Source organism: Pseudomonas mangiferae (assembly GCF_007109405.1).
Taxonomy (GTDB): Bacteria; Pseudomonadota; Gammaproteobacteria; order Pseudomonadales; family Pseudomonadaceae; genus Pseudomonas_T; species Pseudomonas_T mangiferae.
The window spans coordinates 208,701-223,612 of record NZ_VJOY01000009.1 but is presented as its reverse complement, the minus strand read 5'-3'; the positions used below and the strand labels follow the sequence as shown (position 1 = coordinate 223,612).

Below are 14,912 nucleotides of genomic sequence, written 5' to 3'. Positions count from 1 at the left end.
GGGCGGGGCGTCGCGGGTCATGGGCGGTCATTCCGTTCGGCGAAAGCCGGCGATTATACGGAAGCCGGTCGATCCCCCGCTGAACGGAGCGCGGCCGTCCGCCCGGCGCGGCTGGGCGCGGCGCGACCACCCGGCTATAATCGCCCGCTTTCCCTTCACTGCCGACCCCAGACCATGACCGAGTCCGTGCCCGTCTACATGAATCGCCTGGGCCGCGCCGCGCGCGAGGCGTCGCGGCAACTCGCGCGGGCCAGCACGGCGCAGAAGAACCGCGCCCTGCTGGCCGCCGCCGCCGCCCTCGATGCCGCTCGCGCCGAGCTGGCCGTCGCCAACCAGCGCGACCTGGACGCCGGACGCGCCAGCGGCCTGGCGCCGGCGATGCTGGACCGCCTGGCGCTGACCCCGAACGGCATCGACGGCATGATCGAAGGCCTGCGCCAGGTGGCCGCGCTGCCCGACCCCATCGGCGAAATCCGCGACATGCGCTACCTGCCCTCGGGCATCCAGGTGGGCAAGATGCGCGTACCCCTGGGGGTGATCGGCATCATCTACGAGTCGCGGCCCAACGTGACCATCGACGCCGCCAGCCTCTGCCTGAAGTCCGGCAACGCCACCATCCTGCGCGGCGGCTCCGAGGCGATCCATTCCAACCAGGCCATCGCCCGCTGCATCCAGGCCGGCCTCGCCGAGGCGGGCCTGCCTGCCGCCGCGGTGCAGGTGGTGGAGACCACCGACCGCGACGCCGTCGGCGCGCTGATCAGCATGCCCGAGTACGTCGACGTGATCGTTCCCCGGGGCGGCAAGGGCCTGATCGAGCGCATCAGCCGCGACGCCCGGGTGCCGGTGATCAAGCACCTGGACGGCGTCTGCCACGTGTACATCGACGTGGCCGCCGACCCGGACAAGGCGATCCGCATCGCCGACAACGCCAAGACCCAGCGCTATTCGCCGTGCAACGCCATGGAGACGCTGCTGGTGCACGCCGACATCGCGCCCCGGGTGCTGCCGCCCCTGGCCGCCATCTACCACGAGAAGGGCGTCGAGCTGCGCGGCTGCCCGCGCACCCGCGAGCTGTTGGGCGACGACGTGCTGGCGGCCAGCGAGGACGACTGGCGCGCCGAGTACAACGCGCCGATCCTGGCGATCCGCCTGGTGGATTCCCTGGACCAGGCCATCGAGCACATCAACACCTACGGCTCCCAGCACACCGACGCCATCGTCACCGAGCACTTCAGCGACGCCCGGCGCTTCCTCACCGAGGTGGATTCCTCGTCGGTGATGGTCAACGCCTCGACGCGCTTCGCCGACGGTTTCGAGTACGGCCTGGGCGCGGAGATCGGCATCTCCACCGACAAGCTCCACGCCCGCGGCCCGGTCGGCCTGGACGGCCTGACCAGCGAGAAGTACGTGGTCTTCGGCGACGGGCACGTGCGCACCTGATGAGTCGAGCCAGACGTATCGGCGTGCTGGGCGGCACCTTCGACCCGATCCACATCGGCCACCTGCGCGGCGCACTGGAAGTGGCCGAGGCCCTGGCGCTGGACGAGCTGCGGCTGATCCCCAGCGCCCGTCCGCCGCACCGCGACACGCCCCAGGTCAGTGCCCGCCAGCGCCTGGACATGGTGGCCCTGGCCGCCCGCGGCGTGGCGCCGCTGCAAGTAGACGACCGCGAGCTGCGCCGCGACCGCCCGTCCTACAGCATCGACACCCTGGAGTCCCTGCGCGCCGAGCTGGCCGCCGACGACCGGCTGTTCCTGCTGCTGGGCTGGGATGCGTTCTGCGGCCTGCCGGGCTGGCACCGCTGGGAGGAGCTGCTGGAGCACTGCCACATCATCGTGCTGCAGCGCCCGGACGCCGACAGCGAGCCGCCGGAAACCCTGCGCGACTTGCTGGCAGCGCGCAGCGTCGGCGACCCGGGAGCGATCGACCAGGTGAGCGGGCAGATCGCCTTCGTCTGGCAGACGCCCCTGGCGGTGTCCGCCACGCAGATCCGCCGGACCCTGGGGGAAGGCCGCTCGGTGCGCTTCCTGGTGCCCGACGCGGTACTCGATTACATCCAGGCGCACGATCTGTATCGGGCGCCCCACTGAACGACCGCCCGTGGCGCGGCACCGGCCCGCCACGGCCCTCGCGATCCGCGACGCGGCACTTTCCATCTGATGAGGTAGGCATGCACAACGAAGAACTCGCCCAGGTCGCCATCGAGGCCCTGGAAGACCTGAAGGCCCAGGACATCACCACTATCGATGTACGGGACAAGACCAGCGTCACCGACTTCATGGTGATCGCCAGCGGTACCTCCAGCCGCCACGTGAAATCCCTGGCGGAGAACGTGCTGGAGAAAATCAAGGAACGCGGTGCGCGGCCCCTGGGCAGCGAAGGCCTGGACGGCGGCGAATGGGCGCTGCTGGACCTGGGCGACGTGGTGGTCCACGTGATGCTGCCGGCGACCCGCCAGTTCTACGACCTGGAACGCCTGTGGCAGGGTGCGGAGCAGAGCCGCGCCCAGGGCGCCGCGGACTGAAAACGCCGTGCGCATCAGACTGATCGCCGTCGGCTCGCGCATGCCGCGCTGGGTGGAGGAAGGCTGGCAGGAATACGTCAAGCGCCTGCCCGCGGAGCTGCCCCTGGAGCTGGTGGAGATTCCCCTTGGCACCCGTGGCAAGAACGCCGACGTGGCGCGGCTGATCCGCCAGGAAGGCGAGGCGATGCTGGCCAGGGTGCAGCCCGGCGAGCGTGTGGTCACCCTGGAAGTGGGCGGCCGCGCCTGGAGCACCGAGCAACTGGCGGCGGAGCTGGAGCGCTGGCGGCTGGATGCGCGCACGGTCAACCTGATGGTGGGCGGCCCCGAGGGCCTCGCCCCGGAGGTATGCGCCCGCAGCGAGCAGCGCTGGTCGCTGTCGCCGCTGACCCTGCCGCACCCGCTGGTGCGGATTCTCGTGGGCGAACAGCTGTACCGGGCCTGGACCGTGCTGTCCGGCCACCCGTACCACAAGTGATGGGCGCCCGATGCCGCAGCCGATCCGTCTGAAAGACCACGAGAAGGACGCCCGCCTGGTGCGCAACCGGGTCATCGTCGGCGCGGTGGCCGTACTGCTGCTGACCGCCGTGCTGGTGGCCCGCCTGTACTACCTGCAGGTGATCCAGTACGAGTACCACTCGACCCTCTCGGAGAACAACCGCGTCCACGTGCAGCCGGTGCCGCCCACCCGCGGGCTGATCTTCGACCGCAACGGCGTGGTGATCGCCGACAACCGCCCCAGCTTCAGCCTCACCGTCACCCGCGAGCGCACCGGCGACTGGGAGCAGGTGCTGGACGTGATCGTCGAGGTCCTGGGGCTGAGCGCCGACGACCGCGAGCTGTTCGAGAAGCGCATGAAGCAGGGCCGGCGGCCCTTCGAGCCGGTGCCGATCCTGTTCGAGCTGAGCGAGGAGCAGATCGCCCGGATCGCGGTGAACCAGTTCCGCCTGCCCGGCGTCGAGGTGGTGGCCCAACTGGTCCGTCACTACCCCCAGGGGGCTCACTTCGCCCATTCCGTGGGCTACGTCGGGCGGATCAACGAGAAGGAGCTCAAGGAGCTCGACCCGATCAACTACAGCGGCACCCATCACATCGGCAAGACCGGCATCGAGCGCTTCTACGAGCCCGAGTTGCACGGCCAGGTGGGCTACGAGGAAGTCGAGACCAACGCCCGCGGCCGGGTGCTGCGGGTGCTCAAACGCACCGACCCGAAGCCCGGCAAGGACATCGTGCTGACCCTCGACATCCGCCTGCAGGAAGCGGCGGAGGCCGCCCTGGGTGGTCGTCGCGGCGCGGTGGTGGCCATCGACCCGCGCACCGGCGAGGTGCTGGCGATGGTCAGCCAGCCCAGCTTCGACCCCAACCTGTTCGTCACCGGCATCAGCTTCAAGGACTACGCCGAGCTGCGCGACTCCCTGGACCGGCCGCTGTACAACCGGGTGCTGCGCGGGCTCTACCCGCCGGGCTCCACCATCAAGCCGGTGGTGGCGGTGGCCGGCCTGGATGCCGGGGTGATCACCCCGGCGACCCGGGTGTTCGACCCCGGCTTCTACCAGTTGCCCAACTACGACCACAAGTACCGCAACTGGAACCGCTCCGGGGACGGCTGGGTGAACCTGGAGACCGCGCTGATGCGCTCCAACGACACCTACTTCTACGACCTCGCCCACAAGATGGGCATCGACCGGCTGCACCAGTACCTGAGCCGCTTCGGCATCGGCCAGCGGGTGTCCCTGGACATGTTCGAGGAAGCCACCGGGCTGATGCCGTCCCGGGAATGGAAGCGCATCACCCGGCGCCAGGTGTGGTACCCGGGAGAAACCCTGATCCTCGGCATCGGCCAGGGCTACATGCAGACCACGCCGCTGCAGATGGCCCAGGCCACCGCCCTGGTGGCCAGCCGCGGCAAATGGATCCGCCCGCACCTGGCCCGCACCATCGAGGGCCAGCCGCCGGTGGACCCGAACCCGATGCCGGACATCGTGGTGCGCGACCCCAGCTACTGGGACCAGGCGCGCAATGGCATGGAGCAGGTGATGCACGGCGCCCGTGGTACCGCACGCAAGGTGGGTGAGACCGCGGCCTACCGCATCGCCGGCAAGAGCGGCACGGCCCAGGTGGTGGCGATCCGCCAGGGCGAGCGCTACGACCGCTCCAAGCTGCAGGAGCGCCACCGCGACCACGCCCTGTTCGTCGGCTTCGCCCCGGCGGAAAACCCGCGCATCGCCGTGGCGGTGATGGTGGAGAACGGCGAGTCCGGCTCTGGCGTGGCCGCACCGGTGGTCAAGCAGGTGATGGATGCCTGGCTGCTGGGCGAGGACGGCCAGCTCAAGCCGGAGTACCGCTCGCCGCCCACCAGCCCGGAGCCCTCGCGATGAACGGCAATTTCGACCGCACCCTGTCCAGCGAAGACGTGATGCGCCGCCGCGCGACCCTGCTGCAGCGCCTGCACGTGGACGGCATCCTCCTGCTGTTGCTGCTGGTGCTGGCCGCCGGCAGCCTGTTCGTCCTCTATTCCGCCAGCGGCAAGAGCTGGGACCTGCTGGCCAAGCAGGCCAGCTCGTTCGGCATCGGTCTGGTGGCGATGGTGGTCATCGCCCAGTTCGAGCCGCGCTTCCTGGCCCGCTGGGTGCCGGCCGGCTACGTGATCGGCGTGCTGTTGCTGATCGTGGTGGACGTGATGGGCCACAACGCCATGGGCGCCACCCGCTGGATCAACATTCCCGGGGTGATCCGCTTCCAGCCGGCGGAATTCATGAAGATCCTGATGCCGGCCACCATCGCCTGGTACCTGGCCAAGCGCAGCCTGCCGCCGCGGCTGAAGCACGTGATCGTGAGCCTGGCGATGATCGCCGTGCCGTTCATCCTGGTGGTGCGCCAGCCGGACCTGGGCACCTCGCTGCTGATCCTCGCCTCGGGCACTTTCGTGCTGTTCATGGCCGGCCTGCAGTGGCGCTGGATCGCCGGCGCGGTGGCGGCGGTGGTGCCGGTGGCGGTGGGCATGTGGATGTTCGTCATGCACGACTACCAGAAGCAGCGCATCCTCACCTTCCTCGACCCGGAGAGCGACCCGCTGGGCACCGGCTGGAACATCATTCAGTCCAAGGCGGCCATCGGTTCCGGCGGTGTATTCGGCAAGGGCTGGCTGCTGGGCACTCAGTCCCATCTGGATTTTTTGCCCGAAAGCCATACGGACTTTATCATTGCCGTCCTCGGCGAGGAGTTCGGGCTGGTGGGCATCTGTTTGCTGCTGCTGGTCTACCTGCTGTTGATCGCGCGGGGGCTGGTGATCACCGCCCAGGCGCAGACGCTGTTCGGCAAGCTGATGGCGGGCAGCCTGACCATGACGTTCTTCGTCTACGTCCTGGTGAATATCGGCATGGTGAGCGGGTTGTTACCGGTGGTGGGGGTTCCGCTCCCCTTCATTAGCTACGGTGGAACTTCGCTGGTGACGCTACTGTCAGGGTTTGGGGTTTTGATGGCGGTCCATACCCATCGCAAGTGGATCGCGCAGGTTTGATAAGAGTGAAGAATTTGAGACAAGCAGTGCGGGGATGGGCGATGGGGGCCGGTGCGGGCCTGTTGGGTCTGCTCGGCAGCGCCAGCCAGGTCTGGGCGGGCGCCTACGAAGGGGCTCCGCAGGTGGCGGAGTTCGTCGGCGAGATGACGCGGGACTACGGCTTCGCCAGCGAGCAGCTGGTCGGGCTGTTCCGCGAGGCGGAGCGCAAGCAGGCGATCCTCGATGCGATCTCCCGGCCGGCCGAACGGGTCAAGCCGTGGAAAGAGTACCGGCCGATCTTCATCACCGACGCCCGGGTGCAGAAGGGTGTGGACTTCTGGAACCGCAACGCCGAGGCCCTGGCCCGCGCCGAGAAAGAGTACGGCGTGCCGGCCCAGGTGATCGTGGCGATCATCGGCGTGGAGACCTTCTACGGCGGCAACACGGGCAACTACCGGGTGCTGGACGCGCTGTCCACCCTGAGCTTCGACTACCCACCGCGGGCCCCTTTCTTCCGCCAGCAGCTCAAGGAATTCCTCCTGCTGGCCCGCGAGGAACAGGTGGACCCCCTCAGCCTCAAGGGCTCCTACGCCGGCGCCATGGGCCTGCCGCAGTTCATGCCGAGCAGCTTCCGCGCCTACGCGGTGGACTTCGACGGCGACGGCCACATCGACATCTGGGGCAACCCGGTGGATGCGATAGGCAGCGTCGCCAGCTACTTCAAGCGTCACGGCTGGGTCGCCGGGCAGCCGGTGGTGAGCCGTGCCCAGGTGCGCGGCGACCGGGTCGACGAAGGCCTCACCGAGGGTCTCGACCCGGTGAAAAACGTAGGCGAGCTGCGGCTCCTGGGCTGGGCCAGCGCCGACGCGCTGCGCGACGAGGTGCCGGTGACCGCCTTCCGTCTGGACGGCGAGGCCGGGCCCGAATACTGGCTGGGATTGCCGAACTTTTACGTGATCACCCGCTACAATCGCAGCGCGATGTACGCCATGGCGGTGCATCAGCTTTCCGAACTCTTGCTGCAAGCGCGAGGCAGACGTTAACCGATGCGATCTTTGCCGCTCAGAAGTCTGGCGCTCAGCGCCATGGCAGTGCTGGTCGCCAGCTGTTCCAGCAGCCGTGCCCCCGAGCCGGTCGCGCCGGGCGGGACCATCTCCGGGCCGTCCGGCCAGTTCTCCCGGCCGCACCGCGACGGCGCGCCCTGGTGGGACGTGGACGTCTCGCGCATCCCCGACGCCGTGCCGATGCCCCACTACGGCGCAGTGAAGGCCAACCCCTACACCGTGCTGGGCAAGACCTACTACCCGCTCAATGACAGCCGCCGCTACCAGGCGGTGGGCACCGCGTCCTGGTACGGCACCAAGTTCCACGGCCAGGCCACCGCCAACGGCGAGGCCTACGACCTCTACGGCATGACCGCGGCCCACAAGACCCTGCCGCTGCCCAGCTACGTGCGGGTCACCAACCTGGACAACGGCAAGAGCGTGATCCTGCGGGTCAACGACCGCGGCCCATTCTATTCCGACCGGGTCATCGACCTGTCCTTCGCCGCGGCGAAGAAGCTGGGCTACGCCGAAGTGGGCACCGCCCGGGTCAAGGTAGAAGGCATCGACCCCTACGAGTGGTGGGCCAAGCAGGGCCGCCCGGTGCCCATGGTGCTGGCCCAGCCGCAGATGGCCAAGGTCCAGCCCGCCCCGGCACCGGCCCCCGTGCAGGCCGCGCCCGCCCCGATGGCCGCGCCGACCCTGGCCAAGGCCCTGCCGCAGCCCGTCGAGCAGTACACCCCGCCGCCCCAGCAGCACGCCGCCGCCGTGCTGCCGGTGCAGATCGACTCAAAAAAAAACGATTCAGTCGCAGCATCTGGCCTGTATCTCCAGGTGGGCGCCTTCGCCAATCCGGACGCTGCGGAACTCCTCAAGGCCAAGCTGAGCGGGGCGGTGACTGCCCCGGTCTTTATCAGCTCGGTGGTGCGCAACCAACAGATTCTGCACCGCGTACGCCTGGGGCCGATCGACACGCAGGGTGAAGCCCTGCGTGTGCAGAACAGCGTGCGCCTGGCCAACCTCGGCCAAGCCACGCTGGTGCGACCGGATTGACCGTCGCGCGAGCGACCGCCCACCCCGGGCGGGCATAGGGATGTGGGCATGCGGCGCCGGGCGACCGGCCCGCCGCGCTACCTTTATCAGCGAACAACAGAGAGACGGATGAACATCACCAGCTTTGCCAAACGCCTGTTTCTGCTAGTCCTCGTCATCGCGGCGCCGAGTGCCTGGGCCGCCGAACAGGTGATTCCCGCACCGCCGCAACTGGCCGCCAAGGCCTACGTGCTGATGGATGCCGCCAGTGGCGAAGTGCTGGTCCAGAACAACGGCGACGAGCGCCTGCCGCCGGCCAGCCTGACCAAGCTGATGACCGCGTACATCGCCACCCTGGAAATCCGCAAGGGCCAGATCAGCGAGAGCGACATGGTCACCGTCAGCGAGCACGCCTGGCGCACCGGCGGTTCGCGGATGTTCATCCAGGTCAACACCCAGGTTTCGGTGAGCGACCTGCTGCACGGCATCATCATCCAGTCCGGCAACGACGCCAGCGTGGCGGTGGCCGAGCACATCGCCGGCAGCGAAGACGCCTTCGCCGACATGATGAACACCACCGCGGCGAGCCTGGGCATGACCGGCAGCCACTTCATGAACGCCACCGGCCTGCCCAACCCGGATCACTACGCCACCGCCCACGACATGGCCCGCCTGGCTCGCGCGATCATCTACGAGGACCCGGCCCACTACGCCATCTACTCCCAGAAGGAATTCTTCTGGAACAACATCAAGCAGCCCAACCGCAACCTGCTGCTGTGGCGCGACAAGACTGTGGACGGCCTGAAGACCGGCCACACCGACGAAGCCGGCTACTGCCTGGTGGCGTCCGCCGTGCGTGACGGCCAGCGCCTGATCGCCGTGGTCTTCGGCACCGCCAGCGAGCAGGCCCGGGCCGCCGAGACCCAGAAGCTGCTGACCTACGGCTTCCGCTTCTTCGAAACCCAGACCTTCTACCAGAAGGGCGCCGAACTGGCGAAGAGCCCGGTCTGGAAGGGCGCCACCCGCGAGGTGAAGGCCGGCCTGGCCCAGGATCTGACCCTGACCCTGCCGCGTGGCCAAGCGAAGAAACTGCAGGCCAACATGACCCTCAACCCGCAGCTGGTGGCCCCCATCGCCCAGGGCGACGTCATTGGCAAGGTGGAGGTGAAGCTGGAGGACAAGGTGGTGCACACCGCCGACCTCATCGCCCTGGAACCGGTGGAAGAGGGTGGTTTCATCCGCCGCCTGTGGGATAGCATTCGCCTGTTCTTCTACGGCCTGTTCAACTAAGCGCCGCCCGACCGACACTTGCCGACCGGCGCCCGTGGCGCCCCTCCCGGGGTTCCGCGGGCGTCCGTCATCGCGGACCCCGGGTCCGCCGCCACCATGACCGAAACCGACGCCCCGAAAATCGAATTCCCCTGCCCGCGCTACCCGATCAAGGTGATCGGCGACGCCGGCGAGGATTTCTCCGACCTGGTGATCGAGGTCCTGCGCCGCCACGCGCCCGACCTCGACGCCGACACCCTGGTGGTGCGCGACAGCCGCAACGGCCGTTTCCTCTCCGTGCAGCTGCTGATCACCGCCACCGGCATCGAGCAACTCCAGGCCATCCACAGCGACCTGCGCGCCACCGGCCGCGTGCACATGGTGCTGTGATGGCCGCGCTGGGCTTCCGCGAGCTCGGCCGGGTGCCTTACGAGCCCACCTGGCACGCGATGCAGCGCTTCACCGACGCCCGCGACCCGCAGACCCCCGACGAAATCTGGCTGCTGGAGCACGACCCGGTGTTCACCCAGGGCCAGGCCGGCAAGGCCGAGCACCTGCTGTTCCCCGGCGACATCCCCGTGGTCCAGGTGGACCGCGGCGGGCAGGTCACTTACCACGGCCCCGGCCAGCTGGTGGCCTACCTGATGCTCGACGTGCGTCGCCTGGGTATCGGTGTGCGCGAGCTCGTGACTCGCATCGAGCGCAGCCTGATCGACCTGCTGGCGGCCCATGGGGTGCGCGCCGAAGCCCGCGCCGACGCCCCGGGGGTCTATGTGGATGGAGCGAAGATCGCCTCCTTGGGCCTGCGCATCCGCAACGGTCGCTCCTTCCATGGCCTGGCGCTGAATGTCGACATGGACCTGGAACCGTTCCGCCGGATCAACCCCTGTGGCTACGCGGGCCTGGCCATGACCCAGTTGCGTGACCTGGTGGATGGCCCCCTCTCATTCGCCGAGGTGTGTGCCGCGCTGCGCGCTCAGCTCGTCACCCACCTCGACTACGCTGAACAGAAGACCCTGACGGGCGGTATCGATCGATGACCACCACTGCGCAAGACTCCGTGTCCACCCTGATCCCGACCCTCGACGCCACCGAGCGCCCCGCCGCGCGGCCCAAGGTCGAGGCCGGCGTCAAGCTGCGCGGCGCCGAAAAGGTCGCGCGCATCCCGGTGAAGATCATCCCCACCGAGGAACTGCCGAAGAAGCCCGACTGGATTCGCGTGCGCCTGCCGGTGTCGCCGGAGGTGGAGCGGATCAAGCAGCTGCTGCGCAAGCACAAGCTGCACAGCGTCTGCGAGGAAGCCTCCTGCCCCAACCTGGGCGAGTGCTTCTCCGGCGGCACCGCCACCTTCATGATCATGGGCGACATCTGCACCCGTCGCTGCCCGTTCTGCGACGTCGGCCACGGCCGGCCGAAACCCCTGGACACCGACGAGCCGAAGAACCTGGCGGTGGCCATCGCCGACCTGCGGCTGAAGTACGTGGTGATCACCTCGGTGGACCGCGACGACCTGCGCGATGGCGGCGCCCAGCACTTTGCCGACTGCCTGCGGGAAATCCGCGCCCTGTCCCCGGGCGTGCAGCTGGAGACCCTGGTGCCGGATTACCGCGGGCGCATGGATGTGGCCCTGGAGATCACCGCCGCCGAGCCGCCGGACGTGTTCAACCACAACCTGGAAACCGTGCCGCGGCTGTACCGCTCCTCGCGGCCGGGCTCGGACTTCGAGTGGTCCCTGGACCTGCTGGAGAAGTTCAAGCACCTGGTGCCCCACGTGCCCACCAAATCCGGGCTGATGCTGGGCCTGGGGGAAACCGACGAGGAAGTGATCGAGGTGATGCAGCGCATGCGCGAGCACGACATCGACATGCTCACCCTCGGCCAGTACCTGCAGCCGTCCCGCAACCACCTGCCGGTGCAGCGCTTCGTCCACCCGGACACCTTCGCCTGGTTCGCCGAACAGGGCGAGGCGATGGGCTTCAAGAACGTCGCCTCCGGCCCGCTGGTGCGCTCGTCCTACCACGCCGACCAGCAGGCCCACGGCGCCCGCAAAAGCTGAACCCGCCCTGCACGAAAAGGCCCGAGCGGAGCGATCCGGTCGGGCCTTTTGCTTGCCGGTCTCGAGGCACCGCGCGGTGCGCGAGACCTCGCTGCGGTTAGCGGGAGGTCTGCAGTTCCTGCAGCAGGCGCTGGGTCGGGTAACCGTCCGCCGGCCAGCCCAGGCGCTGCTGGTAGCTGCGGATCGCCCGGCGGGTGTTGGCGCCGATGATGCCGTCGGCGGCACCGGGATCGTAGCCGCGGTTGGCCAGGGTCTCCTGCAGGGCGATGCGCTCGCTGCGGCTCAGGGGCGATTCGTCCGTGGGCCAACTGCCGGCCACCTGCCCGGCGCCCTGGAAGCGCTGGGACAGCAGCCCGACCGCCAGGGCATAGGCGGACGAGTTGTTGTACTTCAGCACCGCCCGGAAATTGTCCAGCACCAGGAACGCCGGGCCCCGGTAGCCCGCCGGCAGCAGCAGCGAGGCGGACTCCTGGTCCAGGGTCGCCGGCAAGGCTGCGGTCTTCACCCCCAGGCGGCGCCATTCCGCCAGGGGCTTGCGGATCTCCGCGTCGGCCTGGGCATAGTCGAAGCCGCTGGGCAGGAAGGCCTCGAAGCCCCAGGGCTGCTTGCCGCGCCAGCCGGATGCCTGCAGGTAGTGGGCGGTGGACGCCAGGGCATCCACCGGGGAGGTCCAGATGTCGCGGCGGCCGTCGCCGTCGAAGTCCACCGCATGGGTGTTGTAGGTGGTGGGGATGAACTGGGTCTGGCCCATGGCGCCGGCCCAGGAGCCCAGCATGCGCGACGGCGCGATGTCGCCGTTCTGCAGGATCTGCAAGGCCGCCAGCAATTGCTCATGGGCGAAAGCCGGGCGCCGGCCTTCGTAGGCCAGGGTGGCCAGGGAACGGATCACCGACTTGTCGCCGGTGATCTGGCCGAAACTGCTCTCCATGCCCCAGATCGCCACCAGCACCGAGCGGTCGACGCCGTAGCGTCGCTCGATGTCGTCCAGGGTCGAGCGGTACTGCTCCAGCAGGGCCTGGCCGCGGCGGATGCGGGCGGGCGACATGGCGCCTTCCAGGTACTCCCAGACCGGGCGGGAGAACTCCGGCTGGCTGCGGTCGGCGGTGACTACCGAGGGGTCTGGCTGGACGCCGGCGAAGGCGGCGTCGAAGACGTCCGCGCGAATCCCCGCGCGCAGGGCCTCGTCGCGGAACCCGCTGCGCCAGCTGTCGAAGCTGAGGGTGGGTTCGGCGCCGTCGCCCAGGCTGGCCACGGGCGCGGATGGCGCGGTGGCGCGGGCGGGCGGCGATGGCAGGGAGAGGTTGCCGGCGGGCGCCGCGGCGAGGGCCGGAACGCCAGGGGCCTGGCCGGCGCATGCGCCCAGGGTCAGCAGGGAGCCGGCGACCAGGCTGCGCAGGATCAGGCCGGGTATTTCAACATCGGGCATGGAAAGGCGTCTCTTGCGTACAGACCGCGACCTTAGCATGCCTGCCTCTTTTTAGGCGGCCAGAAAGACCGAAGCCTCCCAGTGGGAGGCTTCGCGGCGGTAGCTGCCTTTGCCCTTGCGGGGCGTTTCCTGGCGGTTGCGGAACAGGGGTTGGGCGACGATGGACTTGGCCTTGTTGGGCCGTTTCTTGGACTTGGCCATGGGGTCTCTCCTGGGGGAAGGCGCGCATCCTGGACGATGCGCGGGCGCTTGTCGAGGCGCGCGGATAGGACTTCGCAGGAGGCCGCCCGTTCCCATCGGGGATGCCCGTTCGTCAGCCTTCGGCCGGCAATGTCAGGCGCTGGCCGCTCAGCAGCAGGCAAAGGCGCGCGAGGCCGGTCCAGGGGGTGCCCGGCGCCTGGCCCTTGATCTGCGCATCGATGTGCTGGGCATCCCGCAGCAGCGCGTTCCAGCGCGACGCGGGGTGCCGCTGCAGGGCGCGAGAAAGCAGCGGGCGGCGCTTGTCCCACACCGGCGGCCGGGCCGCAGCGAAGGCCTTGTCCAGGGGGGTGCCCTGGGCGAACTGCTGGGCCAGCCCGCCCAGGAGCCGCAGCTCCCGGGCCAGGGCCCAGAGGATCACCGGCGGCTCCACGCCCTCGCCGCGCAGCCCTTCGAGGATGCGCAGGGTGTGGGCGGCCTCGCCGTTGAGGGCGGCGTCGATCAGGCCGAAGACGTCGAAGCGGGCGCTGTCGGCCACGCTGGCCTGCACCGTGTCCCCATCCACCTGGTTGTCCCGGGCCAGCAGCTTGAGTTTCTCGATCTCCTGGGCCGCCGCCAGCAGGTTGCCTTCCACCCGGGCGGCGATCAGCTCCACCGCGTCCGGCGTGGCCACCAGGCCGGCCTGGGCCAGGCGCTGGCGGACCCATTGCGGCAACTGCGCCGCCTCTACCGGCCAGATCTGCAGGAACTGGCTGCCGGGGCCGTCGATCAGCGCCTTGGCCCACTTGGTCTTCTGGGTGCTGCCGTCCAGCTTGGGCAGGCTGACCAGCAGCAGGGTGTCTTCCGGCGGCCGCGCCAGGTACTCCAACAGTGCCGCGGCCCCTTTGTCGCCGGGCTTGCCGGAAGGGATGCGCAGCTCCAGCAGGCGTTGTTCGGCGAACAGCGAGAGGCTGGCGCCGGCCTCGTGGAGCTGGCCCCAATCGAAGGAAGCGTCGGCGTTGAACACCTGGCGTTCGCCGAACCCGCGGGCGCGGGCGGCGCCGCGAATGGCATCGCAGGCTTCCTGGCAGAGCAGGGGCTCGTCACCGCTGACCACGTACACCGGGGCGAGGTCGCCCTGGAGGTGGCGGTTCAGTTGCGCGGGGGAGAGTTTCATCGGCGGGAGGGCCGGGGCCGCCAGGCGGCGACCCCGAGGGCGATCACTGAAGGTTGACCGGCAGCTTGATGGACGGCTGCTGCGGCTGGTCCTCGTGGGCGCGGCGCTGGGCCTCCAGGGCCTCGGCCTCGGCTTGCGCCTTGGCCTGGGCGGTCTTCTGCAGTTCTTCCAGCTTGGCCGGGTCCAGCAGTTGCAGGCGCAGGACCAGTTGCTGCACCAGGTCGCGACGCATTTCCTCGCGCAGCTGGGCGGCTTCCTGGTCGGAGCCGATCAGATTGTTCTCGTCGTGCACGTAGACCTTCTGCACGTCGATCTTGTCCTGGATCAGCAGCAGGTTCTGGCTGTCGCGGATCTCGTAGTCCAGCGCAGTGTTCAGCTCGTACTCGGCACTGCGGGCGGCGCCGGTGTAGCTGGCGGTGCGGCGGGTCTCCTGCTCGCGGACCAGCAGCACACGGTAGGGCGCGCCGGCGTGAACCTTGACGTGGTTGCTCTTGAGCAGGTGGCGCAGCTGGCGCACGGTGTCGCCATAGGCGTTGCGGGCCTGGACGTCCAGCTCGGTGAGGGCGAAGGCCGCGTTCTCGCCGGTGCCGCGCAGGTGGAAGCCACACGCGCTCAGCAATACGGCCAGGCCCAGGACCAGCAGATTCCGTTTCATCATGTTCGTTATCCCCTTGTGGCCATCCGGCGGCGACCGAGGCCGCCGCCCAGTGGC

Annotated in this window: 16 protein-coding genes; 12 read left to right on the top strand and 4 right to left on the bottom strand. The window is 69.1% G+C overall.

The genetic code is table 11. From position 1 onward, the window contains the following. The first annotated feature begins 174 nt into the window (after positions 1-174). The 12 genes from FM069_RS14280 to lipA all read left to right on the top strand — a co-directional run bounded on the left by FM069_RS14280 (position 175) and on the right by lipA (position 11,420). Entirely contained in the window at positions 175-1,440 is a 1,266-nt protein-coding gene (locus tag FM069_RS14280) for a glutamate-5-semialdehyde dehydrogenase (protein ID WP_143489029.1), read from the top strand. Beyond that, positions 1,440-2,090, top strand: a complete 651-nt coding sequence (nadD, locus tag FM069_RS14275) for a nicotinate-nucleotide adenylyltransferase (protein WP_143489028.1) — start codon at positions 1,440-1,442, stop codon at positions 2,088-2,090. The genes FM069_RS14280 and nadD overlap by 1 nt, the downstream gene beginning before the upstream one ends. 80 nt (positions 2,091-2,170) lie before the next feature. Then, a complete protein-coding gene (gene rsfS, locus FM069_RS14270; protein ID WP_143489027.1) occupies positions 2,171-2,524 on the top strand; it encodes a ribosome silencing factor in 354 nt (117 codons plus the stop codon). A 7-nt stretch (positions 2,525-2,531) separates the two neighbouring features. Next, positions 2,532-2,999 (top strand): 23S rRNA (pseudouridine(1915)-N(3))-methyltransferase RlmH, encoded by a 468-nt coding sequence (gene rlmH, locus FM069_RS14265; RefSeq protein WP_143489026.1) that lies wholly within the window; start codon positions 2,532-2,534, stop codon positions 2,997-2,999. Between the two features lie 10 nt (positions 3,000-3,009). Next, positions 3,010-4,899: a penicillin-binding protein 2 gene (mrdA, locus tag FM069_RS14260; RefSeq protein WP_143489025.1), complete on the top strand. Its 1,890-nt coding sequence runs from the start codon at positions 3,010-3,012 to the stop codon at positions 4,897-4,899. A 38-nt stretch (positions 4,900-4,937) separates the two neighbouring features. After that, positions 4,938-6,041: a rod shape-determining protein RodA gene (gene rodA, locus FM069_RS14255; protein WP_178106751.1), complete on the top strand. Its 1,104-nt coding sequence runs from the start codon at positions 4,938-4,940 to the stop codon at positions 6,039-6,041. 41 nt (positions 6,042-6,082) lie between these two features. Continuing rightward, a complete protein-coding gene (gene mltB / locus FM069_RS14250; protein WP_143489023.1) occupies positions 6,083-7,063 on the top strand; it encodes a lytic murein transglycosylase B in 981 nt (326 codons plus the stop codon). A gap of 3 nt (positions 7,064-7,066) precedes the next feature. Further along, positions 7,067-8,116 carry a septal ring lytic transglycosylase RlpA family protein gene (locus FM069_RS14245; protein ID WP_143489022.1) on the top strand — a complete coding sequence of 350 codons (1,050 nt, stop codon included), beginning with the start codon at positions 7,067-7,069 and terminating at the stop codon, positions 8,114-8,116. A 108-nt stretch (positions 8,117-8,224) separates the two neighbouring features. Beyond that, positions 8,225-9,385, top strand: a complete 1,161-nt coding sequence (locus tag FM069_RS14240) for a D-alanyl-D-alanine carboxypeptidase family protein (RefSeq protein WP_143489021.1) — start codon at positions 8,225-8,227, stop codon at positions 9,383-9,385. Positions 9,386-9,481: 96 nt separating this feature from the next. After that, entirely contained in the window at positions 9,482-9,754 is a 273-nt protein-coding gene (locus FM069_RS14235; RefSeq protein ID WP_143489020.1) for a DUF493 domain-containing protein, read from the top strand. Next, a complete protein-coding gene (lipB, locus tag FM069_RS14230) occupies positions 9,754-10,404 on the top strand; it encodes a lipoyl(octanoyl) transferase LipB (protein WP_407681589.1) in 651 nt (216 codons plus the stop codon). The genes FM069_RS14235 and lipB overlap by 1 nt, the downstream gene beginning before the upstream one ends. Continuing rightward, on the top strand, positions 10,401-11,420 hold the full coding sequence (gene lipA / locus FM069_RS14225; RefSeq protein WP_143489018.1) for a lipoyl synthase: 1,020 nt from the start codon (positions 10,401-10,403) through the stop codon (positions 11,418-11,420). Before lipB ends, lipA begins: the two co-directional genes overlap by 4 nt. A 97-nt stretch (positions 11,421-11,517) precedes the next feature. Here the strand turns inward: lipA and FM069_RS14220 are convergent, their stop codons facing one another. The 4 genes from FM069_RS14220 to FM069_RS14205 all read right to left on the bottom strand — a co-directional run bounded on the left by FM069_RS14220 (position 11,518) and on the right by FM069_RS14205 (position 14,858). Beyond that, positions 11,518-12,846: a lytic murein transglycosylase gene (locus FM069_RS14220; protein ID WP_143489017.1), complete on the bottom strand. Its 1,329-nt coding sequence runs from the start codon at positions 12,844-12,846 to the stop codon at positions 11,518-11,520. A gap of 51 nt (positions 12,847-12,897) precedes the next feature. Further along, positions 12,898-13,047 carry an alternative ribosome rescue factor ArfA gene (gene arfA, locus FM069_RS14215; protein ID WP_143489016.1) on the bottom strand — a complete coding sequence of 50 codons (150 nt, stop codon included), beginning with the start codon at positions 13,045-13,047 and terminating at the stop codon, positions 12,898-12,900. 112 nt (positions 13,048-13,159) lie between these two features. Beyond that, on the bottom strand, positions 13,160-14,200 hold the full coding sequence (gene holA / locus FM069_RS14210) for a DNA polymerase III subunit delta (RefSeq protein WP_143489015.1): 1,041 nt from the start codon (positions 14,198-14,200) through the stop codon (positions 13,160-13,162). Positions 14,201-14,243: 43 nt separating this feature from the next. Continuing rightward, positions 14,244-14,858 (bottom strand): LPS-assembly lipoprotein LptE, encoded by a 615-nt coding sequence (locus FM069_RS14205; RefSeq protein ID WP_143489014.1) that lies wholly within the window; start codon positions 14,856-14,858, stop codon positions 14,244-14,246. Positions 14,859-14,912: the final 54 nt, after the last annotated feature.

Excerpts from the sequence above, each read along its gene's own strand:
- FM069_RS14280 (WP_143489029.1), top strand. The coding sequence starts at position 175 with ATGACCGAGTCCGTGCCCGTCTACATGAATCGCCTGGGCCGCGCCGCG.
- nadD (WP_143489028.1), top strand. The coding sequence starts at position 1,440 with ATGAGTCGAGCCAGACGTATCGGCGTGCTGGGCGGCACCTTCGACCCG.
- rsfS (WP_143489027.1), top strand. The coding sequence starts at position 2,171 with ATGCACAACGAAGAACTCGCCCAGGTCGCCATCGAGGCCCTGGAAGAC.
- mrdA (WP_143489025.1), top strand. The coding sequence starts at position 3,010 with ATGCCGCAGCCGATCCGTCTGAAAGACCACGAGAAGGACGCCCGCCTG.
- rodA (WP_178106751.1), top strand. The coding sequence starts at position 4,938 with ATGCGCCGCCGCGCGACCCTGCTGCAGCGCCTGCACGTGGACGGCATC.
- mltB (WP_143489023.1), top strand. The coding sequence starts at position 6,083 with ATGGGGGCCGGTGCGGGCCTGTTGGGTCTGCTCGGCAGCGCCAGCCAG.
- FM069_RS14245 (WP_143489022.1), top strand. The coding sequence starts at position 7,067 with ATGCGATCTTTGCCGCTCAGAAGTCTGGCGCTCAGCGCCATGGCAGTG.
- FM069_RS14240 (WP_143489021.1), top strand. The coding sequence starts at position 8,225 with ATGAACATCACCAGCTTTGCCAAACGCCTGTTTCTGCTAGTCCTCGTC.
- FM069_RS14235 (WP_143489020.1), top strand. The coding sequence starts at position 9,482 with ATGACCGAAACCGACGCCCCGAAAATCGAATTCCCCTGCCCGCGCTAC.
- lipB (WP_407681589.1), top strand. The coding sequence starts at position 9,754 with ATGGCCGCGCTGGGCTTCCGCGAGCTCGGCCGGGTGCCTTACGAGCCC.
- lipA (WP_143489018.1), top strand. The coding sequence starts at position 10,401 with ATGACCACCACTGCGCAAGACTCCGTGTCCACCCTGATCCCGACCCTC.
- FM069_RS14220 (WP_143489017.1), bottom strand. The coding sequence starts at position 12,846 with ATGCCCGATGTTGAAATACCCGGCCTGATCCTGCGCAGCCTGGTCGCC.
- arfA (WP_143489016.1), bottom strand. The coding sequence starts at position 13,047 with ATGGCCAAGTCCAAGAAACGGCCCAACAAGGCCAAGTCCATCGTCGCC.
- holA (WP_143489015.1), bottom strand. The coding sequence starts at position 14,200 with ATGAAACTCTCCCCCGCGCAACTGAACCGCCACCTCCAGGGCGACCTC.
- FM069_RS14205 (WP_143489014.1), bottom strand. The coding sequence starts at position 14,858 with ATGATGAAACGGAATCTGCTGGTCCTGGGCCTGGCCGTATTGCTGAGC.